The sequence below is a fragment of the Hymenobacter sp. PAMC 26628 genome (assembly GCF_001562275.1).
Taxonomy (GTDB): Bacteria; Bacteroidota; Bacteroidia; order Cytophagales; family Hymenobacteraceae; genus Hymenobacter.
Genome location: NZ_CP014304.1, coordinates 4148963 through 4173885 on the forward strand (window position 1 = coordinate 4148963; position 24923 = coordinate 4173885).

Below are 24923 nucleotides of genomic sequence, written 5' to 3' on the forward strand. Positions count from 1 at the left end.
TTTTACCAACGGGAGTGCAAAGGTACTACAACTTGGTTACAAAACAAATCCGCCCCCGCGGAGGCAGGGGCGGATTGTCGTTTTAACCAGTCGAACTAGTCGAGCACTTCGGTTACCTGGCCGGCACCTACCGTACGGCCACCCTCACGGATAGCGAAACGGAGGCCTTTCTCCATCGCCACTTTGCTGATCAGCTCAACAGTGATGGTGATGTTGTCGCCGGGCATTACCATCTCCACGCCCTCGGGCAGGGTGATGATGCCAGTAACGTCGGTGGTACGCAGGTAGAACTGCGGGCGGTAGTTGTTGAAGAACGGGGTGTGGCGGCCGCCTTCCTCTTTCGAGAGAACGTACACCTCAGCCTTGAACTTCTGGTGAGGAGTTACCGAGCCGGGCTTGCAGATAACCATGCCGCGGCGGATGTCATCCTTTTCAATGCCACGGAGCAGCAGGCCAACGTTGTCACCAGCTTCGCCACGGTCCAGGATTTTGCGGAACATTTCCACACCCGTTACCGTCGACTTGAGGCCAGCTTTGGCGCCCATGCCGAGGATATCTACTTGCTCACCCGAGTTGATAATCCCGCGCTCGATACGACCGGTGGCTACAGTGCCACGGCCCGTAATCGAGAATACATCCTCTACCGGCATCAGGAAAGGCAATTCGGTCAGACGAGCAGGAATCGGAATGAACGAGTCAACCGCTTCCATCAGCTCGTTGATTTTCGGCACCCAGGTAGCATCGCCGTTCAGGCCGCCAAGAGCCGAACCTTGAATGATCGGAATGTTATCGCCATCGAAGTCGTAGAACGAAAGCAACTCACGAATTTCCATCTCCACCAGCTCGAGGAGCTCAGGATCGTCCACCATGTCTACTTTGTTCATGAACACCACCAGCTGGGGCACACCAACCTGACGGGCGAGCAGGATGTGCTCACGGGTCTGAGGCATGGGGCCGTCGGTAGCAGCTACCACGAGGATAGCACCGTCCATCTGGGCGGCACCCGTCACCATGTTCTTCACATAGTCGGCGTGGCCGGGGCAGTCAACGTGGGCGTAGTGACGATTAACCGTCGAGTACTCTACGTGCGAGGTGTTGATGGTAATACCACGCTCTTTTTCCTCGGGAGCGTTGTCAATCGAGGAGAAGTCACGCTTTTCGGCCAGGCCCTGGTTTGCCAACACCATCGTGATAGCAGCAGTCAGGGTCGTTTTGCCGTGGTCAACGTGGCCGATGGTGCCGATGTTAACGTGCGGCTTGGACCGGTCGAAATTTTCTTTAGCCATTGTAAAGAGTTGAAAAAAGAGGGTGGTGAATTTTAAAAAATAGGCCCCTACGGCAAGAAAGCGAAACTCAGCCCCCAAAAGTTCAGGAAAACTGCGCGTCGCTTACTTCGTGTGGAGCGTGCCCGTAGCGGGTGAGCCGACAGGACTTGTAAATAATGTGAGCCATTTATGGGATTTGAACCCATGACCTCTTCCTTACCAAGGAAGTGCTCTACCACTGAGCTAAAACGGCTTGTTCTGTTTGAAATGAGCGGGAGACGAGGTTCGAACCCGCGACCTGCAGCTTGGAAGGCTGCCGCTCTACCAACTGAGCTACTCCCGCAGATGGCAATCAATAATTATAAAAGTGGGGGTAACAGGACTCGAACCTATGAACCCGAAGGAGGTGAGTTACAGTCACCCGCAATTGCCACTATGCGATACCCCCAAATTTGGCGCTGGCCGGCCGATTGCCTGCGAGCATTCCCGTTGATTTGCTAATTGCCCTAAAGCAGTAGTGTTTCGTTAGGAAGCGCAAAATTACGGTTTTTCTTTTACGGGGCAAGGAATACGCATAAAAAAGCTGTTCTTTTTTCGGTTGTATTAGGCAACTCGTTCTACATCAAATTGTAAAATGCTTTAAGCCGTTGGTCAGTTTCCTGCTCGCGGATGTGTTGGAGTGTGACTTTGAGGTTGGGCGTGCTGGGCAGTAGTAGCGCCAAGCCTTTGTAGGCCCCCAGCCGCACATCGTAGCGGGGAGCGTGGCGGGCGTACTCCTCGAGCAACTGCTTGCCCTTATCGCGCTCGACGGGCGGGATGTTAACCATGAGGGCCCCGAAGGATTGCAGGTAGCGGTAGAGGTCGCTTTCGGGCACGTCGGGCAGGCGGCGAAGGAACCACGCGTACTGGTTGAGGGCCCCATTTTGCGCATAGTAGTCTGCCAAAGCCAATACTAATACGCTACTGGCCGTATTGTCGAGAGCGGTTACTTGGGCTTGAATGCCACTGCCGGAGATTTTGGCCACAGCGGTCAAAGCTGCCGCAGCCACGGTATAGGAACTGTCGTTGAGAGCGGCTAGGAAAGTGGCGCGGTACGCATTGTCGGGGAAACTAGCCAGTGTGGCCAGCGCCTGGGCGCGCACTTGGGGGTTGGGGTCGGTGGTGGCCACGCTTAGTACGGCTTGGCGCACAGCGCTGCCCTCAGGGCCCCGGTAGCGGCGCAGGTGCTCGAGAGCTGTGCGGCGGATGGCCCAGAACTTATCGTTTAAGGCATTCCGAAATAAAGCACTGATGGGCAGGTCGCCCGTTTTGTTCTGGAGCAACTCCAGCACTTCGGCCCGCTGCAAGTAGCCACGGGCGTGGTCGAATTGGAACAGCAACTCGTCAGGGGTGCGGTCTTCGTCGATTTGGGCCAGCAGTTGGCCTTCGCTGTCGAACTTGACCAAGTTGGGCCGCTCGGCAGCAGGGAACGAGAAGGTTTGGTCGGCTTTGCTGACGGTGATGCGGTAATCGGTTGGCCGGTCTTTCTGCCACACGGTCACGGTTATTGGCAGGCGGAACACGGGCTGGTAGATGGTATCCTGGGTTTGCTGTACGCGCAGGGCCAGGGCCCCACCGGCGTAGCTGTGGCTGATGTGCAACTCGGGGTGCCCGCGTTTCAGGAACCACTGATCAAAAAACCACATCAGGTCTTCGCCGGTGGTTTCTTCGAAAGCCGTGCGCAGCTTGGATATTTCCACCGCCGATTGCCTGTTCTGAACCAAGTAGCGGTTGAGGGCCCCGAAGAAAGCCTCGTCGCCCACGTACTTGCGCAGCATGTGCAGCACCCGGCCCCCCTTGGCGTAAGAGTGGCGGTCGAACATGTCTTCCCGCTCGTTGTAGTGGTAGCGAATCAGCGGCTCGCGCTTGCCCTGGGCTTCGTCGAGGTAGCTGGCCAGCTTAGTTTCTTGTACCAAGGCAGCTTCGTCGGGGCCATACTTGCGCTCGGCCCAGAGGTATTCGCCGTAGTCGGCAAAGGACTCGTTTAGGGGCAGGTTGCTCCAGCTTTCGCAGGTCACGTAGTCGCCGAACCAGTGGTGGATCAACTCGTGGGCAATGATGGACTCGTTGCCGGCGTACGTGGCGTCGAGCAACTCGCGGCGCGTCACCTGCACGTTGGTGCCGTGCGTGACGGCGGTAGTATTTTCCATGGCCCCGCTCACGTAGTCGCGCACCGCTACCTGGGCGTACTTGTCCCACGGGTAGTCCACGCCCAGTTTTTTCGAGAAGAACTCCAGCATCTCGGGCGTGTGGCCAAACACGGCTTTGGCGGTGCCGGCGTACGGCGGCTCCACGTAGTACTCGACAGCTTTGCCGCGCCACACGTCGCTCACCACGGCATAGTCGCCCACTACAATGGTAGTCAGGTAGGGTGGCTGGGGTTGGCTTTGGCGCCACGAGTCGGTGCGGGTGCCATCGGGATTGGTTTTGGACGAGATGAGCGAACCGTTGGAGAGCGTTTTGAATTGTTTTTCCACCGTTAGGCTGATTTCCTGCGTCATGCGCTGGTTGGGCCGGTCGATGGTCGGGAACCAGCACGAGTTGGACTCCGTCTCGCCCTGGGTCCAGATTTGGCGGGGCTTGTTCTTCTCCAGGCCCAGCGGGTTGATGAAGTACAGGCCCTTGGCGGCCGTGATGGCCGCCGAGCCGCCGACAGGCAGCTCGTTGGGCTTGGCTACGTACACGATGCGCACCTGGTAGGCCTCGGTGCGCGAGTAGGGCCGGTCGAGGGTGAGGGTGAGCTGGCGCTTGTCGTAGGTGTACACCAGCGGCTTCACCTTACGCTCGCCCACGAGCTCCACCTTTTGCACATCAAACCCCTTGGCATCGAGCACCACCTGGCTCTGTGGGTAAAAGTGCGAGCGCAGCGTGAGAATAGCCGTGCCGAGCAGGTACTGCTTCTGGTAATCGAAGCGGGCATCGAGCTTGGTATTTGTGACTTCGGTGAGGATGGTGGCGGCCGGCTGCAACGGTCCTTCCGACGGCAGCCACGATGGCACCACCAGCGGCGCCGTAGCGAGGGGCCCAGCGGCGGCCGTGGCGCCCTTGTGGCGTTGCGCTGCCCGGCTGGCTGGCCCCGGGGCCCCAGGCCGCGCCTTTTGTGCCCAAACCCCTAGCGGACTGGCCAGTAGCAGCCCACAAAGGCCCGTTAGCAAATAATTCATAGCGGCGATAAGGGACGAAAAATCGCTGGAATTTCCGAAATAATTTGGGAATTGGGCTACCTTTAACCCCGCTCCTACCCTATCCGCTCCCTTTCCTATGCTCCAAATCAGCACCGGCCCCGACCGTTTTTGGGAGGTTGACTACCGCGCCACCGACGATCTGCATCTCAATGGCCAAGCTTTTGGCTGGGACGTAACCGCCGGGGCCCCCGGTCATTTTCAAATTTTACACAGTGGCCGTTCGTACAACGCGGAAGTGGTGAGCGCCGACTACGCTGCCAAGCAATTCGTAGTGAAAATCAATGGCCAACGCATCGAACTGCGCGCCAAAGACCGGTTCGACCAGCTACTGGAGCGTTTGGGCCTGAGCAACGCTGCCGCTGTGCAAGTCAACGAGTTGAAAGCCCCCATGCCGGGGCTTATTGTGGATGTGCGGGTGCAACCCGGCCAAGTTGTGCAGAAAGGCGATCCGCTGCTGGTGCTGGAGGCCATGAAGATGGAAAATATCCTCAAGGCCCCAGCCGACGGCACCGTGAGCGCCATAAAGGTGGGCCTGCGCGACAACGTGCAGAAAGGGCAGCTACTGGTGCAGTTCAGCTAGGGCCCCGGGGGCTTCAGCGCTGAAGTTTGTTATTTATCTTACTCTTTACCAACGCTTCGCATTTTGAACTACCACCGTATTCTTCTCAAACTCAGCGGCGAAGCCCTGATGGGCCAGCAGCAGTACGGCATCGACGCTGAGCGGCTGATGCAGTACGCCTCCGAAATTAAAGCCGTGGCCGCCACCGGCGTGCAAGTAGCCGTGGTGATTGGCGGCGGCAACATTTACCGGGGCGTGCAGGCCGAAGCGTTTGGCCTCGACCGCGTGCAAGGTGATTACATGGGAATGCTGGCCACGGTCATCAACTCCATGGCTTTACAGAGTGCCCTTGAAAAGCTCGATGTGAGCACTCGGCTGCTTTCGGGCCTCACCATCCAGCAGGTGTGCGAACCCTACATCCGCCGCCGGGCGGTGCGCCATTTGGAAAAAGGCCGCGTGGTGATTTTTGGAGCCGGCATTGGCTCGCCGTACTTCACCACCGACTCAGCCGCTTCGCTACGGGCCATCGAGATTGAGGCCGACGTGGTGCTGAAGGGCACGCGCGTGGACGGCATCTACTCGGCCGACCCGGAGAAGAACCCCGACGCCGTGCGTTTCCCATCCATCACCTTCGACGAAGTAATTGCCAAGAATTTGAACGTGATGGACATGACGGCCTTCACGCTGTGCAAGGAAAATAATTTGCCCATCATCGTTTTCGACATGAACACCCCTGGCAACTTGGCGCGCCTGCTGAACGGAGAGCCCATGGGCACCCTCGTGAGCATGGACGGCACCGCCACGGCCCGCCACGGCAAGGCGCCGGCGCTCGACGCCAAGCACAGCGCCTTGCAGCCCGCTGTGGGGCCCCAGCCAGAACATGCCTAATCCTTGGTTGTCCGCCGGCCGTTGTTAGTTTGTACTGGAAAACCAATGACGGCCGACGCCTGACAGCCTGCTAATAACTGACAACCTTAAACTAAAATGGACGAAGAAATTCAGTTCTACCTCGACGATGCGGTAGAGTCGATGGGCAAAGCCCTGGCCCACGTGGGCGTCGAAATGGGCCGCATCCGGGCTGGCAAAGCCTCACCGGCCATGCTCGAAGGCCTCAAGGTAGATTATTACGGCATTCCCACGCCTATTGGTCAGGTGGCCAATATCTCGGCTCCCGACGCTCGCTCGCTCCTCATCAAACCTTGGGAGAAAAACATGGTGAGCGAGGTGGCCAAGGCCATTAAAGCCAGCGACCTGGGGCTGAACCCTGTGTCGGACGCCGATGGGGTGCGGCTAAACATTCCGGCCATGACGGAAGAGCGCCGCCGCGATTTGGTAAAGCAAGCCAAGAACGAATCGGAAGCTGGTAAAATCAGAATGCGCGGCATCCGCAAGGATGTAAACGAAGCCCTGCGCAAGCTGCTGAAAGACGGCGCTTCGGAAGATGCAATTAAGAGTGCCGAAGAGAAAGTGCAAAAAGCTACCGACAGCTACATTATGGAAGTGGAGAAGTCGCTGAGCAAAAAGGAGTCGGAGATTATGACCATCTGAAGATTTTTTTCACAAAAAAGCCCTGGCTGCTACGCGCAGTCAGGGCTTTTTTATTGGTACTCGGGCCATAGCTGCACTTGTATTAATTCATCGTTTCATCTTGAAAATCAATGGTTACAAGGGCCTGTTCTACCACGGGCGGCACCAAGTAACGGATGCTTAAACCTGCCCGCAGGCATTCCCGAATGTAAGTCCCCGAAATGTCCAGCAGTGGCGCTTCCAGCACTCGCACCCGTGGGAAGCCGGCCAAAGGTGGCATTGGGGCCCCAGGACGAGGGTATACGTAAATAGCCGTTTCGGCTAGTAGACGGTCAGCATCGCGCCATTGTGACACGCCCGATAGGTTGTCTGCCCCCATCAAAAGCACGAATTCGGTACCGGGGTAGCGCGAACGTAGGGCATCGAGCGTTGCAATGGTGTAGCTGGGGCGCGGTAGTTCAAACTCAATGGCCTCGACCCGCAACAATGGGTTATCCGCCACCGCTAGCTCGGCCCAGTATAGGCGCTCGGCTTCAGGCAGCAAGCCGCTGGCAGCTTTGAAAGGATTGTGGGGGGTGACAACTAACCAAACCGCAGCCAAGTCGGTGCGGGTAGCAAAATGCTCGGCCAAAATGAGGTGGCCGGTGTGCACCGGGTTGAACGAGCCAAAGAGCAAGCCCACACGGCGGCTCATACAGCTAGCGTTTCAGCCTGTATGAAGTCACGCACGAGTTTTTCGGCCTCAGCCGAAGCCTCATCCAAGTTGTCGTTAACCACTGTCACGTCGAAACGATCTTCGAAGGCCAATTCAAACGCGGCCTTGTAAAGGCGCGATGAAATGCTGGACTGTGAATCGGTAGCACGGGCTTGCAGCCGCTCGCCCAGCGCTTCGATGGACGGCGGCCGCACAAACACGGCCAGGGCCCTATCCTTGTAGAACTCCTTGATGCTGAGGCCACCCTTCACGTCAACGTCGAGAATGGCGTGCTGGCCATTGGCCCAGATGCGCTCAATCTCAGACTTAAGTGTACCGTAGAAAGCACCTTCGTATACTTCTTCCCACTCCACGAATTCATCGTGACGGATTTTCTCTTGAAAATCCTGGGGCGTAATAAAGTGGTAGTCCTTGCCGTTGACTTCAGACCGGCCGCGCCGGTCGCGGGTACAAGCCGAAATGGAAAAACTAAGCCCCGGCACCCGCTGCATGAGCCGGTGCACAATGGTGGTTTTGCCTGCCCCGGAAGGTGCTGAAAACACAATAATTTTGCCTTGCATCGCGCAAAGCTAGCCGCTTTTACGCCATCTCGACGTGCACACGGGCCATGATGGACTGCGACAGCCCAGCCGGTGTAGACTTGCGCCCAACGCGCAAATTCAAGAACTCGATGAAAACGTGCTGCTTCTCAATGCCATCGAAGCAAGGCGAGCAGTCAGTGCCGTGGTCGTAGAGAAAGTCTTCGTCTTCGGCCGTAATGACTTGGCCTTCGGCCAGTTGGTCTAGTACAGTGTTCACGCGTTCGCAGTCGGGGCCGCCATCGGGTAGCGAAGCGGGGGCCGACGTATTGGTGGAAGTAGTAACGGCTGGGTTCATAACAAAAAATGTAGGAGGCTGGAGATAAGGAGATAGTTACTTAGTTGAGAGGCTAATCATTCTCATCGTCGGGAAGTTCCGCCGCCGCGTGCAATTCGTCGTGGCCGTAGCCCATCGATTGGGCGTAGCGCTCCAATTTATCCTTCAGGAAGTTACGAGCCCGGTGCAAGCGCGAGCGTACCGTACCGATCGGAATATCAAGCACTTTAGCCATTTCCTCGTAGGTAAATCCTTCCAAGTCGCAGAGGATAATAACTGTGCGAAAATCGACTGGCAAAGAATTGAGGGCCCCGGCTACTTCGTCACCAATTAAATCGCGCGCTGATTGCTGGCGCAGGTCGGACGACGAAGCGCCCACTTCGCCTTCGGCCTCCACATCGTCGGGGTTATAATAGCCCTCAATTTCGCTGTAATCAACCTTGGCGGGCTGCTTGCTCTTCTTCCGAAAATCGTTGATAAACGAATTTTTGAGGATGCGGAACAGCCAAGCCTTGGCGTTGGTGCCGGGCTCGAAGTACTCAAAAAACCGGTAGGCTTTGAGGTAGGTCTCCTGCACGAGGTCGTTGGCGTCGTCTTCGTCCAGCGTCAGGCGGTAGGCAAAATTGTAGAGCGGATCGATGATGGGCATCAACTCGGCTTGAAAGCGCCGGTCTTTTTCTTCTTTGCTCAGTTTGACCCGTTCGGGAGAATCGCTCATGATAATGGGGCGGGGAATATAATAGGGTGCAACCTACAAAAGTGCAAGCGTAAAGAGCTAGGGTCATTGCATAAGCAACAACAGGCGTTAAAGTTGCGGCCGGGCCACCCGTGGTAAGCGACACAGGCCGCCACCCAACACAAGCGCATGACAACGTAACTGCGGATCTAGCAGCGCACTAGTGCACAATGCTGCGCTAGGCACCACTACAAACTGGCAGATGTACGGAGGGTGACGGGCCCCGGGTTGCACCATTAAGTAGGCCCCCGGGCTTTTGTACGAAGTGTAGCACCAGCGCTGGGCGGCGGCCAAGGCCGGAGAAGCACGAGATGGGGACCCCAGCCGAGCATCATCTTTCACTCAGAAACACGGGCTGCCACAGCGCCACGCGCGCTGCCACGGCGGCGGCCTCTAGGGCCCGGATGCAAGTGCAGGCCGTGGGCTGGGCGCGGCAGTCCTGGCAATTGGGCCGATTGAAGACCAAATACTCGGCCCCGGGTCCCAGGGGGCCCCAGCGGCCGGGGTGCATGGGCCGGATAGGCGGGTACAGCCCCAAGGCGTGGCGGCCTAGCGCGGCGGCCAGGTGCAGGGGTCCCGTACTGCCCGCCACTATGCCATCGGCGGCGGCCAGGAAAGCCAGAAACTGCGGCATGGCCAGTTGGCCGGTAAGGTTGGCAGCTAGGTAAGGCGCGTTGGCAGTTAGCCACTCGGCTAGCTCGGCACCCTCGGCAGCCGTGCCAGTGACGAATACGCGGTGGCCGGCGGTGTGCAGGCGCTGCGCCAAGTGGCCAAAATTGTCCAGGCCCCACTCGCGGGCGCTGCCCCGGCTGCGGGGGTGCAGCACCACGTTGAGTTGGCCAGGGCGGCGCTGGGCCAGCAATTGCTGCCACGGGGCCCCCAGCGGCTCAGGGGCCCGCAGGCGTACCAGGTCGGCCACGGCAGGCAGGGGCAGGGTTTCGGCGCCACCCAAGGGCTTGAGGAGTTGCAGGTTGAGCTGGGCTTCGTGCAGGGGCGAATGGCGGCGGCTGAGGGCCACCAAGCGGTTGCAGCTCAGCCAGTGCCACCAACGGTTGCGGGTGCCGATGCGCACCGGAATACCCGCCCGCCGGGCCAGGATGGCCACGGCCCGATTGGGGAACACATGGACGATGGCCAGGGCCCCGTATGCCCGCAGGGCCTCCACTTGCGCGGCCACGGGCAGCTTTTGCAGCGCGTCGAAGTCCAGTACTTCATCCACCCACGGGCAGGCGGCGGCCACCGGTGCGGTGTAGGCGCGGCCGATGAATACCACCCGGCACCCGGGAAATAGCTGCTTCAGGCGGCCCGCCACGGGCAGGGTCAGCACTACGTCGCCGATGGCATCGGTGCGGGAGACGAGGAAGGTAGGGCTCATGCTACGGCGCGTTCGGTGCGGGTTTTCAGCTTCGCAAATTTCAGGAACACGCCCCAGGCCGAGATGCCGGCAATGCACAGCCCAGCAAACCCGTCCAGGAAGCCCAGCCGCAGGAAATAGCCGTGTACGAACTTCCAGAGCGGCTTGAGCAGCAAGTGGAACAACGTAACGCGGGTGCGGCCTTTCAGGGCCAGTTCCTGGGCCGTAATGCTAGTGAATTTATTCAACTGACTGACGTGCTGCGCAATGGAGTGGTACGAGTAGTGCAGCGCGTCGCCGGCCAGGGCCCCGGTGGTGTGGCCGGGGCCCACCTCGTAGTGCTCGTGCAGCAGCAGGCCCTCCCAGCGGCCGAGGCGCCGGTCGTAGAGGCGCAGCTTGCGGTCGGGGTACCAGCCGCCGTGGCGCACCCAGTGGCCGCAGTAGTTGGTGAGGCGGGCCAGGGCATAGGCGGCGTGCTGCCAATCGGCCTTCGCTTGGCGAATGCTCTGGCGCAGCTCCTCGGTCAGCACCTCGTCGGCGTCGAGCTGGAGAACGTGGTCGAAGCGGGCCTGGGCGGTGGCGAAGTTCTTCTGTTCGACGTAGCCGGCGAAGGCATTTTGTACCACCCGGGCCCCGTGAGTTTGGCAGATTTCCACCGTGTTGTCCGTCGAAAAAGAATCCACCACTAGTACTTCGTCGGCCACGTCGCCCAGCGCGTCTAGGCACCGGCCAATGTTGGCGGCTTCGTTGAAAGTGATGACGACGACGGAAAGCGAAACCACGGCGGGCGAAAGGATAAGCGCAAAAGTCGGGCCCCGGGCCCCTAGGCGGCGGGCAACTGGTTGGCGTAGCCGCGGAACTCGCGCGTCCAGTGGTAGGCACCGTAGGCCGCCACGGCGCAGAATACCACGTATTCGATGCCCACGAACTTGATGCCCTTCAGAAAGTACACGTAGGTCAGCACCACGTCGGCGAGGAGCCACACGTACCAGCTCTCCACCTTCTTGCGCATCAGCAGGAAGGTGGCGGCGATGCTGAGCACCGTGGTGAACGAGTCGAGATACGGAAAAGCGCTGGGTTTGCTGAACACCAGCGGTAGCCATTGGTGCAGGCGTTGGGCCAGGGCCCCCAGTAGTGCGGTGGCCGCCAGGGCCCCGGCGCTGCCCAGCAGCAGCACAGGCCGCGGGGTGTAGGTGATGCGCAGCTCCTCCTTCTGGTCGGCCTCGCGGGGGGCCGGGTGCGTCCACTGCCACCAGCCGATGAGGCTGGTCACGAAGAAGAACACTTGTAAGAACGTATCGGGGTAGAGCTGCACTTGGAAGAACAGGAAGAACGAGAGCACAATGCCCACCAAGCTCAGCGGCCAGCTCCACACGTTGGCTCGGGCCGAGAGCCACACGGCTACGGCACCCGTCAGCACCCCGAAGAATTCGAGGTAGCTCATGGGGTAGCCGAGCATGGTAAAAAAAATGGTTTCGACGCGCAAAAAATCAGGCATGGGGCAAAGTAAACACGGCCCCAGCGCCCGGGGCCCTAAAATATTCGGCACCGCGAGCCGTCGTGGCGCGTATCAGGGCCCAGTACTTTCTCTTTTCCCACCACCATGGCTGACTTAAAAGACCAAATCATTCTCATCACCGGCGCCACCTCGGGCATCGGCAAGGTTACGGCCGAGGCGCTGGCCCGGCAGGGGGCCCACGTTATTCTGCTAGGCCGCAACCGCCTGAAAACCGAGCGCACCCGCCAGGAAATCATCGACGCCACCGGCAATCAGCGCGTGGACATGGCCCTGGCCGACCTCTCGTCGCTGCAAGAGGTGCGCGATGTGGCGGCCGAAATCAACGGCCAGTACCCACGCCTCGACGTACTGGTGAACAACGCCGGCCTCATGCTGGGAGCCCAGCGCGAAGTATCGGCCGACGGCTACGAGCTGACGCTGGCCACCAACCACCTGGGGCCCTTCCTGCTCACAAGCCTGCTGCTCGATTTGCTGCGCAAAAGTCCGGCCGCCCGCGTCGTGAACGTAGCGTCGATGGCCTACCGCTTCTCCAAGCCCACGCTCGACGATTTCCAGTCGGAGCGCAGCTACAGCGCCATGTGGGAATACGGCACTACCAAGCTCTGGAACATCATGTTCACTCAGGAGCTGGCCCGGCGGCTGCGCGCCCACAGCATCGCCAACGTGACGACCAATTCGCTGCACCCCGGCGCCGTGGCCACCGGCTACGGCCAGCAGTCGGGCGGCTGGCTGTCGGCCATGCTGGCGCTGGGCCGGCCCTTCATGCTTTCGCCCGAGAAGGGGGCCGAAACCAGCATTTTCCTGGCCTCCGACCCCAGCGTGGCCGCAGTCAGCGGCGGGTACTATAGTAAGAAGAAGCCCGAACCCGTGAAAAGCAGCTTCAACACGCTGGCCAACAGCCAACGCCTTTGGAAAATGAGCGAGGAACTAACGGGTACGGAGTTTCTGGATTAGCGGACGCGGTTGATTCCACGAATGCAAAAGAGCCCCGCCAGCGCAATGCTGGCGGGGCTCTTTGCGAAGGGCTGGGGCCCTAGTAGCGGTACAGGTCTGATTTGAACGGGCCCTCCACCGTCACCTTGATGTAGTCGGCCTGGTGGGTCGTCAACTCGTCCAACTCCACGCCGATTTTGGCGAGGTGCAGGCGAGCCACTTTCTCGTCGAGGTGCTTGGGCAACGTGTACACCTGGTTGGTGTACTGGTCGTTGCGCTCCCATAGCTCTATCTGGGCCAGCACCTGGTTGGTAAACGAAGCCGACATTACGAACGAGGGGTGGCCGGTGGCGCAGCCCAGGTTCACGAGGCGGCCTTCGGCGAGGATGATGACCTCTTTGCCGTCGATGTTGTAGATGTCCACCTGCGGTTTCACCGTGTCCTTGGTGTGGCCGTAGTTGCCATTCAGCCACGCCATGTCAATCTCGTCGTCGAAGTGGCCGATGTTGCACACAATGGCCTTGTCCTTTAAGCTGCGGAAGTGCTCCTCGGTGAGGATGTCGCAGTTGCCGGTGGCCGTCACCACGATGTCGGCTTCCTTCACGGCGTTAGCTAGCTTCTTCACGGCGTAGCCGTCCATAGCCGCTTGCAGGGCGCAAATCGGGTCAATTTCCGTTACGATGACGCGGGCCCCGGCGCCGCTCAGCGAAGCGGCGGTGCCTTTTCCCACGTCGCCGTAGCCAGCCACTACGGCCACTTTGCCGGCCATCATCACGTCGGTAGCCCGGCGAATGGCGTCCACGGCCGACTCTTTGCAGCCGTACTTATTGTCAAACTTCGACTTCGTTACCGAGTCGTTCACATTGATGGCGGGGAAGGCCAGCGTGCCATTTTTCACGCGCTCGTAGAGGCGAAGCACGCCGGTGGTCGTTTCCTCCGACACCCCCCGGATGCCAGCGGCTAGCTCAGGATACTTATTTAGCACCATGTTGGTGAGGTCACCGCCGTCGTCGAGAATCATGTTCAGCGGCTGGCGCTCTTCGCCAAAGAACAGCGTCTGCTCGATGCACCAATCGAATTGCTCCTCGGTCATTTCTTTCCAGGCGTACACCGGGATGCCGGCGGCGGCAATGGCCGCGGCGGCGTGGTCCTGGGTCGAGAAGATGTTGCACGACGACCACGTCACCTCGGCGCCCAGCGCTTTCAGGGTTTCGATGAGTACGGCGGTTTGGATAGTCATGTGCAGGCAGCCGGCAATGCGGGCACCTTTAAAAGGCTGCTGCGCGCCGAACTCCTCGCGCAGGGCCATTAAGCCGGGCATCTCGGCTTCGGCGAGGCGAATCTCTTTGCGGCCCCACTCGGCCAACGACATGTCTTTTACCTTGTAGGGAACGTAGGTGTTCGTTTTGGTTTCCACCATGATAGGGGGTTGTTTAGTATGGTCGGGTTCAACCACAAAGATATGGCAATTGTTTCGGGGCCCCGGCCGCTAAAAGCGGTAGCTTAAGTAGGTAAAGCCCCCGTATCTTTACTTCATGCAATATTCTATCAGGGCTTTAAATCCCGCTCTTCACCTATCTTTTAGCGTGTTTTTATTGGCTTTGTCTGCGGCAGCTCCGCGCCCAGCCGTGGCCCAGGCGGCCCCCGCCACCATCCGGCTTCAGCCCGACGATGCAGCGCGCGGCCTCAGTGGCCATCAGCACAATTTTTACTTCCTGCCTCCCGGCAAGACGGGCGAAAACTACCAAAATGCCGGTTTCTTCGGCCAAAATTTGCGCCCCTACCTGGGCCCCAACGCCGCAGCCCTGGCTAACCTAAACGACTACCGCCGACAGAAAACGCTGTTCCTAGCTGACCGCCTAGTGGCCGTGGGGGCCCTGGGCCTGTACGGCAGCCAGGTATTTGCCAAAGACGGCGGCCAGCAGTATTTCAACGGTACCCAGCAGGTGGCGGCGGGCTTATTCGTCGCCAGCCTGCTGGCTACCATCCCCATCAATCGCCACACCAACGGGCACTTGCAGAAAGCTGTGGCGGCTTACAACGGTGGCCTGACGGGCGCCTACGGCACGTGGTGGCAGCGGTACTCACCCAGTACGGCGGGCCTGCGCCTGGGGCCCCAAAGCACGCCGCTGCTGGCCCTGGGCTGGGGCCTGCGCTAGGCCGCGGGGCACTATTTGTGCTGCCCGCGGCGTTTTCCCCGTATACCCGCCTACATGGAATTTCCTTTGCCCGAGGCGGCCCGTCGCTACGTGGCCGCGCATTTGCACGACGACCCTGCTCACTTGGCCCTGCAAGCCCGCCGCCACCCCGGCCTGCCCGTTCCCGAATTGGTGCGCCAAATCCAGGCCCGCCAGAAGGCCCAGGGCAAGCTCCCCACCTGGGCCGCCAACCCCGACCTGGCCTTTCCGCCCGCCCTGTCGGTTGAGCAAGCCTCGTCGGAACGCACGGCAACCTTTAAAGCCGGGCTGGTAGACGGCCAGCGGCTGGCCGACCTCACCGGCGGTTTTGGGGCCGACGCGGCACACTTTGCCGCCCGCGTGGCTCAGGTCGATTACGTGGAGCGCAGCCCGCAGCTGGCGGCCGTGGCACGCTATAATTTCCGACTGCTCGGCATTGAGAACTTGGCGGTGCATAACGCCGACGCCTTGGCTTTTCTTAAGGAAACGCCCCACCACTACGACTGGATTTACCTCGACCCAGCGCGGCGCGACACGGCCTCGCGCAAGATTTTCCGGCTGGCCGACTGCGAGCCCGACGTGCTGCATCTGCTGCCGCTATTGCTGCACAAGGCCGACCGCGTGCTACTGAAAACCTCGCCCATGCTCGACATCGAGCAGGCCGTGCAGGAACTGAAGCACGTGCGCCGCCTTTGGGTGTTGGCCCTGGACAACGAAGTAAAGGAAGTGCTGTACGAGTTGGGCCCCGAGGCCGCCGTGGATCCCGAGCGCTTCGCCCTGAACCTGCGGCGCGACGGCACCCGGCAGGAATTTCGCTTCAACCGGGCCCGCGAGGCCCGGGCCGTGCCGCGCTACGCCGAGGCCCAGCAGTTTCTCTACGAGCCCAACGCGGCAGTGCTCAAAGCTGGGGCCTTCCGCAGCATCGGCACCGCGTTCGAGCTTTTGAAACTGCACCAGCACAGCCACTTGTACACGTCGGCTACGTTGCGTGCCGACTTTCCGGGCCGCATTTTCCGGGTGCTGGCGGTGGAGAAGGCCGACGGCGCCGCCCTAAAGGCCCACTTAGGCCCTGAGGCCCGCGCCCATGTCACGACCCGTAATTTTCCTGACTCGGTGGCCGATTTCCGGTTGCGCACCGGCATCCGCGAGGGCGGCGACACGTATTTGTTTGCCACCACTGACTTGCGCGGCCGGCCCATTGTGCTGGTTTGCGAGAAAGCAATACTGCCCAGTTTCACCGAAGCTACCCCGGCGGGGCCCGCGCCTTCGGGCGGCGTGGCGTAGTTTTGCCGTTCGCCCACGCGTTGGTTTTGACTGCGTAAGCGGTTAGTTTTTTTGCTTTTTATTGCTTCTCTTCCCGTTCTATGCCCTACCTGTTCACCTCCGAATCGGTTTCGGAAGGCCATCCCGATAAAGTTGCAGACCAGATTTCCGACGCCATCCTGGACGAATACCTGCGGCAGGACCCGGCTGCCAAAGTGGCCTGCGAAACCCTAGTGACCACCGATTTTGCGCTGGTAGCCGGCGAGATTAAATCGACGGCCCGCGTGGACGCCGAGCCCATCATCCGGGCCACCATCCGCCGCATTGGCTATGACAAGCCCGAATACCTCTTCAACGCCGACACCTGCGAGGTAATGAACCGCCTGCACGAGCAGTCGCCCGACATTAACCAAGGCGTGGTGCGCGCCACGGCCGAAGACCAAGGCGCCGGCGACCAAGGCATGATGTTCGGCTACGCTACCCGCGAGAGCGACAACTACATGCCCCTGGCCCTCGACCTGTCGCACCGGCTGCTGCAAGAGTTAGCCGCTATCCGGCGCGAGGCCCGCGACATGCCCTACCTGCGCCCCGACGCCAAAAGCCAGGTCACGATTCGCTACGCCGATAACGGAACCCCGGAGGCCATCGACACCATCGTGGTGAGCACTCAGCACGACGAGTTCGACGCCGACGAGGCCACCATGCTGGATAAAATCAAGGCCGACGTGCAATCCATCCTCGTGCCGCGCGTGCTGGCCGGCTTGGGCTCCGACGTGCAGAAGCTCTTCACTAACCAGATTACCTACCACATCAACCCCACGGGCAAGTTCGTCATTGGGGGCCCCCACGGCGACTCTGGCCTCACCGGCCGCAAAATCATCGTGGATACCTACGGCGGCAAAGGGGCCCACGGCGGCGGTGCCTTCTCGGGCAAAGACTCCAGCAAAGTGGACCGCTCGGCGGCCTACGCCACCCGCCACATTGCCAAAAACCTGGTGGCCGCCGGCGTGGCCGACCACGCCCTGGTGCAGGTGGCCTACGCCATTGGCGTAGCCGAGCCAGTAGGCGTGTTTGTGGATACATATGGCAGCACCAAGGCCCTGGGCCCCAACGGCCAGCCGCTGTCCAACGGCGCCATTGCCGGCAAGGTGAAGGAGCTGTTCGACCTGCGCCCCTACGCCATTGTGCAACGCTTGGGCCTGCAAAATCCCGTTTTTGGCGAAACTGCGGCGTACGGCCACATGGGCCGCACGCCCGGCACCAAGCAGGTCACCATGCCCAGCGGCGAGGTGAAAACCTTCGAAACCTTTACCTGGGAAAAGCTCGATTACGTGCCCAAAATCAAGGAAGCTTTCGGCCTATAGAACCCACTGCTGATTTTGCGGCAACGCAAGGGGCCCCAGCTGATGTACTCAGTCGGGGCCCCTTTTTTATGTGAAAGGCCAGCGGCTAACGGCCGGCAGCCGTTGGGTTGGCACTAATGCGTTTGCAAGGTTTTTTCCTTGTGCTTCACAATTTGGCGGCGCAGGTTTTCGGTGGCAGCGTCGGTAGCCGCTTCAAACGAAGTGGCGTCTTCCTCGCTAAATAGGGTGCCGCCGGGCACCAGCAGCTTTATTTCGACGGTTTTGTTAGCCGCGCCGTCCTTGTTATTAACCCGCAAAATGACTTCTCCGCCGGTCACTTTATCGTAAAATGTTTCCAACTTATTGAGCCGCTGCTGGATAAAATCGAGCAGCTTTTGGTCGGCAGTGAAATGCACCGCATTCATCTGAACTTTCATAGAGCGAAGAAGGAATTGAGGGTGAAAAAATTAACAAGCCCCGCGTTTAAGCCCGCGGGTGGGCCTGATCAAATACGGATTTCAGGCGGTCGACGGACATGTGGGTGTACACCTGAGTGGCCGCCAAGCTGGCGTGGCCCAGTAACTCCTTGATGGCGTTGAGGTCGGCCCCCTTGCCCAGCAGGTGGGTAGCAAAAGCGTGCCGCAGCGCGTGCGGGTGCTGCTGCGCCGCCGACGTGGTGACGGTGCTCAGGTAGTGCTTCACGGTGCGGTACACGTGCTTTTCGTAGAGCGGTACACCCTTGTCGGTGAGCAGCAGGGGCCCCGGCAGGGCCCCAAACTCGTGGGCGCGGCGGGCCTGGTACCGGGCCAGCACTTGCAGCAGCGTGGGGTTGAGCGGCACGAGGCGCTGCTTGTTGCCCTTGCCCGTGACGCGCACCGTGCCGCCGGGCAGGCTCACGTCGGCCGCCTCCATGCCCAGTAGCTCCGAGAGGCGAATGCCCGTGCCATAGAGCATCTCCAACACCAGCTGATCGCGCTGCCCGGCAAACGAATCTTCGAACTCAAACGAGTTCAGCATGCCATTCAGCGCCGCCTCGGGCACGAACTCGGGCAGCTTTTTGGCCATTTTGGGGGCCTTGATGCGCAGCATGGGGTTGGCCGCAATGGCGTTGGTGCGCAGTAGAAACTTGTAGTACGAGCGCAGGCACGCCACCTTGCGGTTCACGGTGCGCGGGTCCAAGTCCTGCTGCATCAGCGCCACCACCCAGCCCCGGATGGTGTGGTGCGTGGCTTGGCTGGGGCCCTCCGCGTCGCCCTCCGCAATCAGGTAGGCGGCAAACTGGCCCAAGTCGGTGCGGTACGAGAGCACCGTGTGCGGGCTGTAGCGCCGCTCGAACTGCAAAAAATCAAAAAACGCCTCCATTTACCTACGCCACAAAAAAGCCCGGCCTGTGGGGCCGGGCGTCCAAAGTACCATTTTTTTATTTACCCGCGGCACTTGGCCCTAGCGGACGCGAAAAAACCGGCTGGCGGGCCCCAAGGAGCTCACCAGCCGGTTTTTTATCCACAAAACAGGAGCCTACTCGTTGGGCGTGCCGTAGGTAGCCAGCTTGTACACGGCCTTCTGCTTCAGCTTACGGTCCGTCACGCTCGGCTTCTGGAAGAACGTGCGGCGACGCAGTTCTTTCAGCACACCGGTGCGCTCGAATTTCTTTTTAAAGCGTTTCAGGGCGCGGTCAACCGACTCGTTGTCTTTGATTTGGATGATGATCATATCGGGAATTTCGAAAAAATTTCAGGCGGGAAGCCGAGTAAATCGGGCCGCAAAGATAAGCAGAATTTTTGCCTGAGCAAAGCTCCTAAATCACAATCTTACTTCAGCAACGTGCGTGCAATCACCAGCTTCTGAATTTCGCTGGTGCCCTCGCCGATGGTGCACAGCTTGGCGTCGCGGTAGAATTTCTCCACCGGATAGTCCTTGGTGTAGCCGTAGCCGCCAAAAATCTGCACTGCTTCGTTGGCCACGCGCACGCTCACCTCGGAGGCGTAGAGCTTGGCCATGGCCGATTCGCGGTTCACGTTCAGGCCGGCGTCCTTCATCTCCGCCGCGCGGTAGGTGAGCAGGCGGGCGGCTTCGATTTCGGTGGCCATATCAGCCAGCTTGAAGGCGATGCCCTGGAACTGGCTGATGGGCTTATTGAACTGTTGGCGCTCCTTGCTGTACTGAATGGCTGCGTCTAGGGCCCCTTGGGCAATGCCTAGGCTGAGGGCCGCGATGCTGATGCGCCCACCGTCGAGCACTTTCAACGACTGCACAAACCCCTCCCCCACTGCGCCGATGACGTTCGTCACGGGCACGCGGCAGTCAGTGAAGATCATCTCCGTGGTTTCGGAGGCGCGCATGCCCAGCTTGTTTTCCTTGCGGCCAGCAGCGAAACCCGGCGTACCGCGCTCCACGATGAAAGCCGTCATGCCGTGTGAGTCGCCAACCTCGCCGGTGCGGGCAATAACGACGGCTACGTCGCCGGACTTACCGTGCGTAATAAAGTTTTTTGCGCCGTTCAGCACGTAATCGTCGCCGTCAAGCGTCGCCGTGGTGCGCATGTTGCCGGCGTCAGAGCCCGTGTTGGGCTCGGTGAGGCCCCAGGCCCCCAGCCACTCGCCCGAGGCCAAGCGGGGCAGGTACTGCTGCTTTTGCGCCGCCGATGCGTGCTGCAAGATGTGGCCCGTACAAAGAGAGTTATGTGCCGCCATGCTTAGCCCAATGCTGCCGTCAATGCGCGATAGCTCGGCGATGGCCGTTACGTACTCGGGGTAGCCAAACCCTGCCCCGCCGTACTCGGTGGGCACTAGCACACCCATTAGTCCCAGTTCGCCTAATCGGCGAAACACGTCGCGGGGAAACTCCTGGCTTTCATCCCACTCCATAATGTGGGGCTGGATGTACTGGGCCCCAAAGTCGCGCACCATTTGCGCAATCAGGGCTTGGTTTTCGGTGGCTACGGCTTCCATAAAGCGGGGATGGGTGGGAATAAAAAGAAAAAGATACAACAAAACACGTGGCTAACTAACGCTAGTTCGTGTCTGACAAAAGTACGCCTTTACCGTTTGAAAATCTTATGGTTGGCTATTGTATATAATGTATTCCATCGATAGCATGAAGCAAACGTGCTACTTTTGAGGCTTTTCAGGAGCAATCCAACTATCATTAGTGGGGGCTTCTTTGAATTATTCCTATTATCAGCACCTTTTCGGTCTGCATGTTCCCTTCCATTTTTGGCCGCTTTGGGCAGATTCTTCTGAGCTGTTTGCTGACTGCGCTACTGTTTTCCTCGTGCGCTTCGACGCGCTACTACAACCAGCGCACCATGTTCCGCCTCACCGATGAGCGCGGTCGGGCCATAGATACCGCCAAGCTTCGGGTAGCGGTGAATCGGACGGCGCGCAATTACCTTATCCAGCCCAACGATTACCTCGAAGTACGCGTCAACACGAACAAGGGCGAGCGAATTCTAGACCCCAACGGCGAATTGCAATTTGGGGGAACGGGTGGGGCCCCGCTTTCCAGAACGACCGGTAGCGGCCGGTCGGGCTCGGGAGGCTCTTTTCTAGTCCAAGCCGATGGCACGGTCACATTGCCTTTGGTGAACCGAGTGCGGCTGAGTGGCCTCTCGCTGCTCCAGGCCGATAGCGTGCTCCAGATCAGCTACGGCAAATATTACATTGACCCTTTTGTGATGACGCATGTGACCAACAACCGCATCATTTTGCTAGGGGCCCAGGGTGGTCGGGTCATTCCCCTTGAGAACGATAACATGAACTTGCTTGAAGTGCTTGCTTTAGCCGGCGGTGTAGACGGTAGCGGTGGGGGTGGCAGTAGCTTATACAGGTACGGCGGGCGGGCCGATAACATTCGCATCATCAGGGGCAACTTAAAGTATCCCCAAATAGAACAGATAGATTTAACAACGATTGCTGGCATGCGGCGCGCCAATTTGCAGGTTGAGCCAAACGACATAATTTACATTGATCCCATTCGTCGCCCACTATTGGAGAACCTAACCGATTCGGCGCCTATTCTTGGTTTTACAACCAGCATCATATCGTTGGTCATTACGCTCACCTATTTATTTGTTAAACAATAACTTAACATGAGTTACTTATCCAATTTGTTTTATTTTTAACTACGCATTAGCACAACCATCGCAATGGCCGTAAACGAAAATGCAGAGCTAGAAGCTCTCATCCGCAACGCTATCGACGGCGGCACGGAGCCGCCTACTGCTGCCACCGTGGGCGCGGCCGCTGACGACGAAGCTGATGGAGGCCTAGACTTATCTACGCTGGCACTGGTGGCGCGGCGCAGCTTGCTGTGGTTGCTGTTGCTGTTAGCTTTAGGAGGCTCAGCAGCTTGGCTGTACTTGCGTTATACAAAGCCAGTATATAAGTCTACTTCGCTGCTCAAAATAGACCAGCGAAGCGAAGCTGGCGTGGTGGGGCTAGGTGGCCAGCTTGCTGCTGCCGACCCCCGCGCCAGCAGCAAATTAGCAGGCGAGGTCCAACTCATCAAGTCGGAGATTATTTATAAGGAGTTGCGCGACTCTTTGGATTTGTACGTGAACTATTACGTGCAGGGCACGGTGCTCGAAAGTGAGCTGTACGGCATTTCACCATTCCAGATTGCATATACAATAAAAGATAAAGATCTTTATAACCAGAAGATTAGCTTAGCGTTTACCAGCCCTACTCGCTACAGCATTAGCTACAGTGGACCGGGTACAGCCTTAGATGGCGAATACGACCTTGAGAAACAGGTATCGCTGCCCGGCCTCGATTTAAAAGTAACGCCGACGCAGTATTTTGGACCTGCGTCCCTAATCGCGAAATACCATTTCACCATCCAAGACCAAGGTACGGTGAATGCTTATTTGGAAAAAAATCTGGCCGTTGATATTTCGAGCGCCGATGCTAATACCATCCAGATTTCCTTCACTGATTTTAATCCCAAAAAGGCGCAGCGCATTGTCAACAAAGTTGACACTGTATACCAACGGGCCAAAGTGTTGCGCGAGCAGGAGAACACCGCGCGCACGCTACGGTACCTCGACCAGCAACTTGAAGTCAATTATGATAACCTGGAACGTGCCGAGAATCGTTACCAAGGTTTCGTTGAAAAAACGAAAACGTACGACGTGAAGTCGGAAGTGGCGGCACTGGCTTCCAGAGGCGAGGACTTAGAGGAGCAACGACTAAAGCTAAACCAAAACCTTGTGTTGCTGAGTGAAATCTCCCGCATGGTGCAACAAACCCACATTACCCGAAACGAGGATGAAACGATAGAGCAAAGCATTCCAGGCCTGGGAGATATTAACGACCCTATTCTGAGCCAGCTATTGAGCCAACTCAACGGCATGCAGTGGGAACAGGAACGCATCAGGCGCTCTTATACTGGTGCCACCGAGGCCGTGCAGCAGAAAAACGCTCAGATGGACTATACCTTGAGCAGCATTTTACGGCAGATTACGCAGGCACGCAAGGCTTTACTCAATAAAATAGCGTTGCTCGACCGGCAGCAAAATAAGCTTGATGCCAAGCAACAAGGGCTGCCCAGCCGGGCCACCGAGCAAGCCCGCTTGCAACGTCCGCTCGCCTTGGCTGAGGGTACGTATACCATGCTGATGGGCAAAAAGGTGGATTATAATATTCAGAAAGCTGGCACTACTGCTGATTTCCAGATTTTGTTTCCTGCTTCGGAACCACGCGTACCCATTTCGCCAGTTCGGCTCATGGTATATGCCATTGGACTGGCTGGAGGCCTATTCTTAGGTCTAGGTTTGATAGCGGTGCGGTACTTGCTGCACAACACCATTACGAACACGCGCGAGCTGGAACACAGCACCCAGGCCGCCGTATTGGGCGTCATTCCCACCTACGATAAGGAGAAAATGGAAGTGTCGCGCTTAGTGGTAAACGACAACCCTAAGTCGGCCATTTCCGAAGCCATCCGCTCCATCCGCACCAACCTGGATTTCATCAGCTCTGCGAAAAAACAGCGGCTGATTTCGGTAACGTCCACCATATCGGGCGAGGGCAAAACATTTGTTACGGTCAACTTAGCCGGCATTATTGCTATGTCGGGGCAGCGCGTTATTGTGCTCGACCTTGACATGCGCAAGCCCAAAGTGAACCTGGCATTCGGGGCGGAGAACCTGAAGGGCGTGAGCACCATCCTGATTGACCGGCACTCGGTGGCAGAATGCATTCAGCGCACATCCATCGATGCGCTGCAATTTATTTCGGCAGGCCCCACCCCACCCAACCCATCCGAGCTAATCCTCAGCCCCCGGTTTGACCAGATGCTGAAGGAGTTGTACGAAAGTTATGACGTAGTGATGATTGATACCCCACCGGTGGGATTGGTAACCGATGGCATTCTGATTATGCGGCGGGCGGATATTCCAATTTATATCGTGCGGGCTGACTATTCGCGCAAGGCCTTCATCAAGAACATGAACCGCCTGATGCGCACCAATAACCTTACCCGCATGTGCACTATCCTCAATGACGCCCAGTCGAAAGGCGCCTACGGGTATGGGTACGGCTATGGGTATGGGTATGGTAGCGGCACGTACGGCCAAGGGTACTACGAAGACCCAACTGCGCCTCCTACGCTGGCGCAAAAGCTGGGCCGACTCTTCAAATAGGCCTGCTATAGGACCTAACCTACACTGATGGCTACTTTTTGGCAACGGCTTTTCGGCCCGGTCGCCGCTCCCGTCGCTGCGGGCCTCGCTCCGGCTGGGGCCCTGGCGGCGCTGGGCGCCGACATGCATTCGCACTTGTTGCCGGGCCTTGACGATGGCGCGGCAACGCTGGAAGACTCGCTGGCCCTGTTGCGCGAGCTGCGCCGGTTGGGGTTTAAGCGGCTGGTGATGACGCCTCACATCATGGGCGATTTCTACAAAAATACACCCGAAGGTATTCGGGAGGCCTTGGCACTGCTGCGCAAGGCCGCCACCGCCGAGGGCTTGGACGATGTGGTGCTGGAGTGCGCGGCCGAATATTACCTCGACGAGTTTTTGGGCCGCAAGCTGGCGGATGGCACCGAGATGCTCACCTTCGGGGGGGGCCGGCGCTACTTGCTGTTCGAGACGTCGTACCTAAATGAGCCGCTTAATCTGTACGAAACCATCTTCGAACTGAAATCGCAGGGCTACCAGCCGGTGCTGGCCCATCCCGAGCGCTACACCTACCTCTACGGGCGGCTGGCCGACATTGAGAAGCTGCGCCGCGACTACGGCGTGCTGCTGCAAATCAACTTGAATTCGCTGGCAGGCTACTACTCGCCCACCGCGCAAAAGATTGCCGAGCGGCTGATTGACGCGCAACTCGTAGACTTTGTGGGCACCGACACGCATCACTTGCGCCACACTTCCACGCTAGGCCGCAAGGTGGCATCGTCCCCCTACTTCCAGCGGCTTTTGGAATTGCCGCTGCTTAATAAAACGCTCTGA

At 58.9% G+C, this 24923-nt stretch carries 24 protein-coding genes and 3 tRNA genes; 10 read left to right on the forward strand and 17 right to left on the reverse strand.

The features are described 5' to 3' along the window. Nucleotides 1-95 precede the first annotated feature (95 nt). The 5 genes from tuf to AXW84_RS18055 form a co-directional block, all read right to left on the reverse strand. On the reverse strand, nucleotides 96-1286 hold the full coding sequence (tuf, locus tag AXW84_RS18035; protein WP_068239675.1) for an elongation factor Tu: 1191 nt from the start codon (nucleotides 1284-1286) through the stop codon (nucleotides 96-98). Nucleotides 1287-1446: 160 nt separating this feature from the next. Next, a tRNA-Thr gene (locus AXW84_RS18040) sits at nucleotides 1447-1518 on the reverse strand. A 17-nt stretch (nucleotides 1519-1535) separates the two neighbouring features. Beyond that, nucleotides 1536-1608 (reverse strand) — tRNA-Gly (locus AXW84_RS18045). A gap of 25 nt (nucleotides 1609-1633) precedes the next feature. Further along, nucleotides 1634-1713: transfer RNA gene (locus AXW84_RS18050), tRNA-Tyr, on the reverse strand. Nucleotides 1714-1882: 169 nt separating this feature from the next. Further along, nucleotides 1883-4468, reverse strand: a complete 2586-nt coding sequence (locus AXW84_RS18055) for a M1 family metallopeptidase (protein WP_068236450.1) — start codon at nucleotides 4466-4468, stop codon at nucleotides 1883-1885. A 97-nt stretch (nucleotides 4469-4565) separates the two neighbouring features. Here AXW84_RS18055 and AXW84_RS18060 point away from each other — a divergent pair, with 97 nt between their 5' ends. The 3 genes from AXW84_RS18060 to frr all read left to right on the forward strand — a co-directional run bounded on the left by AXW84_RS18060 (nucleotide 4566) and on the right by frr (nucleotide 6596). Continuing rightward, on the forward strand, nucleotides 4566-5069 hold the full coding sequence (locus AXW84_RS18060; RefSeq protein ID WP_068236454.1) for an acetyl-CoA carboxylase biotin carboxyl carrier protein subunit: 504 nt from the start codon (nucleotides 4566-4568) through the stop codon (nucleotides 5067-5069). A 63-nt stretch (nucleotides 5070-5132) separates the two neighbouring features. Further along, complete coding sequence (gene pyrH, locus AXW84_RS18065; RefSeq protein WP_068236458.1) at nucleotides 5133-5936, forward strand: UMP kinase; 804 nt, start codon at nucleotides 5133-5135, stop codon at nucleotides 5934-5936. A gap of 96 nt (nucleotides 5937-6032) precedes the next feature. Beyond that, nucleotides 6033-6596 carry a ribosome recycling factor gene (gene frr / locus AXW84_RS18070; RefSeq protein WP_068236461.1) on the forward strand — a complete coding sequence of 188 codons (564 nt, stop codon included), beginning with the start codon at nucleotides 6033-6035 and terminating at the stop codon, nucleotides 6594-6596. An 82-nt stretch (nucleotides 6597-6678) separates the two neighbouring features. On the opposite strand, the gene nadD is transcribed toward frr, so the two are convergent. From nadD to pnuC, 7 genes are all read right to left on the reverse strand, one after another. Then, nucleotides 6679-7269, reverse strand: a complete 591-nt coding sequence (gene nadD / locus AXW84_RS18075; RefSeq protein WP_068236464.1) for a nicotinate (nicotinamide) nucleotide adenylyltransferase — start codon at nucleotides 7267-7269, stop codon at nucleotides 6679-6681. After that, nucleotides 7266-7850, reverse strand: a complete 585-nt coding sequence (gene gmk / locus AXW84_RS18080; protein WP_068236467.1) for a guanylate kinase — start codon at nucleotides 7848-7850, stop codon at nucleotides 7266-7268. The genes nadD and gmk overlap by 4 nt, the downstream gene beginning before the upstream one ends. A 19-nt stretch (nucleotides 7851-7869) precedes the next feature. After that, the gene (locus AXW84_RS18085) at nucleotides 7870-8166 is read right to left on the reverse strand and encodes a hypothetical protein (RefSeq protein WP_068236470.1); all 297 of its coding nucleotides are present in this window, start codon (nucleotides 8164-8166) and stop codon (nucleotides 7870-7872) included. 52 nt (nucleotides 8167-8218) lie between these two features. Further along, on the reverse strand, nucleotides 8219-8863 hold the full coding sequence (locus AXW84_RS18090; RefSeq protein ID WP_068236471.1) for a sigma-70 family RNA polymerase sigma factor: 645 nt from the start codon (nucleotides 8861-8863) through the stop codon (nucleotides 8219-8221). 349 nt (nucleotides 8864-9212) lie between these two features. After that, a complete protein-coding gene (locus AXW84_RS18095; RefSeq protein ID WP_068236474.1) occupies nucleotides 9213-10256 on the reverse strand; it encodes a glycosyltransferase family 9 protein in 1044 nt (347 codons plus the stop codon). Further along, nucleotides 10253-11017, reverse strand: a complete 765-nt coding sequence (locus AXW84_RS18100) for a glycosyltransferase family 2 protein (RefSeq protein ID WP_071892263.1) — start codon at nucleotides 11015-11017, stop codon at nucleotides 10253-10255. Before AXW84_RS18100 ends, AXW84_RS18095 begins: the two co-directional genes overlap by 4 nt. A gap of 41 nt (nucleotides 11018-11058) precedes the next feature. Further along, on the reverse strand, nucleotides 11059-11733 hold the full coding sequence (gene pnuC / locus AXW84_RS18105; RefSeq protein ID WP_068236477.1) for a nicotinamide riboside transporter PnuC: 675 nt from the start codon (nucleotides 11731-11733) through the stop codon (nucleotides 11059-11061). Between the two features lie 105 nt (nucleotides 11734-11838). On the opposite strand from pnuC, the gene AXW84_RS18110 reads away from it, so the two are divergent. Next, on the forward strand, nucleotides 11839-12708 hold the full coding sequence (locus tag AXW84_RS18110) for an SDR family oxidoreductase (protein WP_068236478.1): 870 nt from the start codon (nucleotides 11839-11841) through the stop codon (nucleotides 12706-12708). A gap of 79 nt (nucleotides 12709-12787) precedes the next feature. On the opposite strand, the gene ahcY is transcribed toward AXW84_RS18110, so the two are convergent. Then, entirely contained in the window at nucleotides 12788-14107 is a 1320-nt protein-coding gene (gene ahcY, locus AXW84_RS18115; protein WP_068236480.1) for an adenosylhomocysteinase, read from the reverse strand. A 175-nt stretch (nucleotides 14108-14282) separates the two neighbouring features. On the opposite strand from ahcY, the gene AXW84_RS18120 reads away from it, so the two are divergent. The 3 genes from AXW84_RS18120 (at nucleotide 14283) to metK (ending at nucleotide 17491) form a co-directional block, all read left to right on the forward strand. Beyond that, nucleotides 14283-14846, forward strand: a complete 564-nt coding sequence (locus AXW84_RS18120; protein WP_157887103.1) for a hypothetical protein — start codon at nucleotides 14283-14285, stop codon at nucleotides 14844-14846. Between the two features lie 54 nt (nucleotides 14847-14900). Further along, on the forward strand, nucleotides 14901-16148 hold the full coding sequence (locus tag AXW84_RS18125; protein ID WP_068236487.1) for a class I SAM-dependent methyltransferase: 1248 nt from the start codon (nucleotides 14901-14903) through the stop codon (nucleotides 16146-16148). A gap of 80 nt (nucleotides 16149-16228) precedes the next feature. Further along, entirely contained in the window at nucleotides 16229-17491 is a 1263-nt protein-coding gene (metK, locus tag AXW84_RS18130; RefSeq protein WP_068236489.1) for a methionine adenosyltransferase, read from the forward strand. A gap of 113 nt (nucleotides 17492-17604) precedes the next feature. On the opposite strand, the gene hpf is transcribed toward metK, so the two are convergent. The 4 genes from hpf to AXW84_RS18150 all read right to left on the reverse strand — a co-directional run bounded on the left by hpf (nucleotide 17605) and on the right by AXW84_RS18150 (nucleotide 20421). Next, on the reverse strand, nucleotides 17605-17907 hold the full coding sequence (gene hpf, locus AXW84_RS18135; RefSeq protein WP_068236493.1) for a ribosome hibernation-promoting factor, HPF/YfiA family: 303 nt from the start codon (nucleotides 17905-17907) through the stop codon (nucleotides 17605-17607). 46 nt (nucleotides 17908-17953) lie between these two features. Next, the gene (locus tag AXW84_RS18140; protein WP_068236497.1) at nucleotides 17954-18832 is read right to left on the reverse strand and encodes a tyrosine-type recombinase/integrase; all 879 of its coding nucleotides are present in this window, start codon (nucleotides 18830-18832) and stop codon (nucleotides 17954-17956) included. A 156-nt stretch (nucleotides 18833-18988) separates the two neighbouring features. Then, a complete protein-coding gene (gene rpsU / locus AXW84_RS18145) occupies nucleotides 18989-19183 on the reverse strand; it encodes a 30S ribosomal protein S21 (RefSeq protein WP_068236499.1) in 195 nt (64 codons plus the stop codon). Nucleotides 19184-19281: 98 nt separating this feature from the next. Further along, nucleotides 19282-20421 (reverse strand): acyl-CoA dehydrogenase family protein, encoded by a 1140-nt coding sequence (locus AXW84_RS18150; protein ID WP_068236502.1) that lies wholly within the window; start codon nucleotides 20419-20421, stop codon nucleotides 19282-19284. 248 nt (nucleotides 20422-20669) lie between these two features. Here AXW84_RS18150 and AXW84_RS18155 point away from each other — a divergent pair, with 248 nt between their 5' ends. From AXW84_RS18155 to AXW84_RS18165, 3 genes are all read left to right on the forward strand, one after another. Next, a complete protein-coding gene (locus AXW84_RS18155; protein WP_068236505.1) occupies nucleotides 20670-21554 on the forward strand; it encodes a polysaccharide biosynthesis/export family protein in 885 nt (294 codons plus the stop codon). A 63-nt stretch (nucleotides 21555-21617) separates the two neighbouring features. Continuing rightward, on the forward strand, nucleotides 21618-24113 hold the full coding sequence (locus tag AXW84_RS18160) for a polysaccharide biosynthesis tyrosine autokinase (RefSeq protein WP_068236508.1): 2496 nt from the start codon (nucleotides 21618-21620) through the stop codon (nucleotides 24111-24113). A gap of 27 nt (nucleotides 24114-24140) precedes the next feature. Next, nucleotides 24141-24923: a tyrosine-protein phosphatase gene (locus AXW84_RS18165; RefSeq protein ID WP_068236512.1), complete on the forward strand. Its 783-nt coding sequence runs from the start codon at nucleotides 24141-24143 to the stop codon at nucleotides 24921-24923.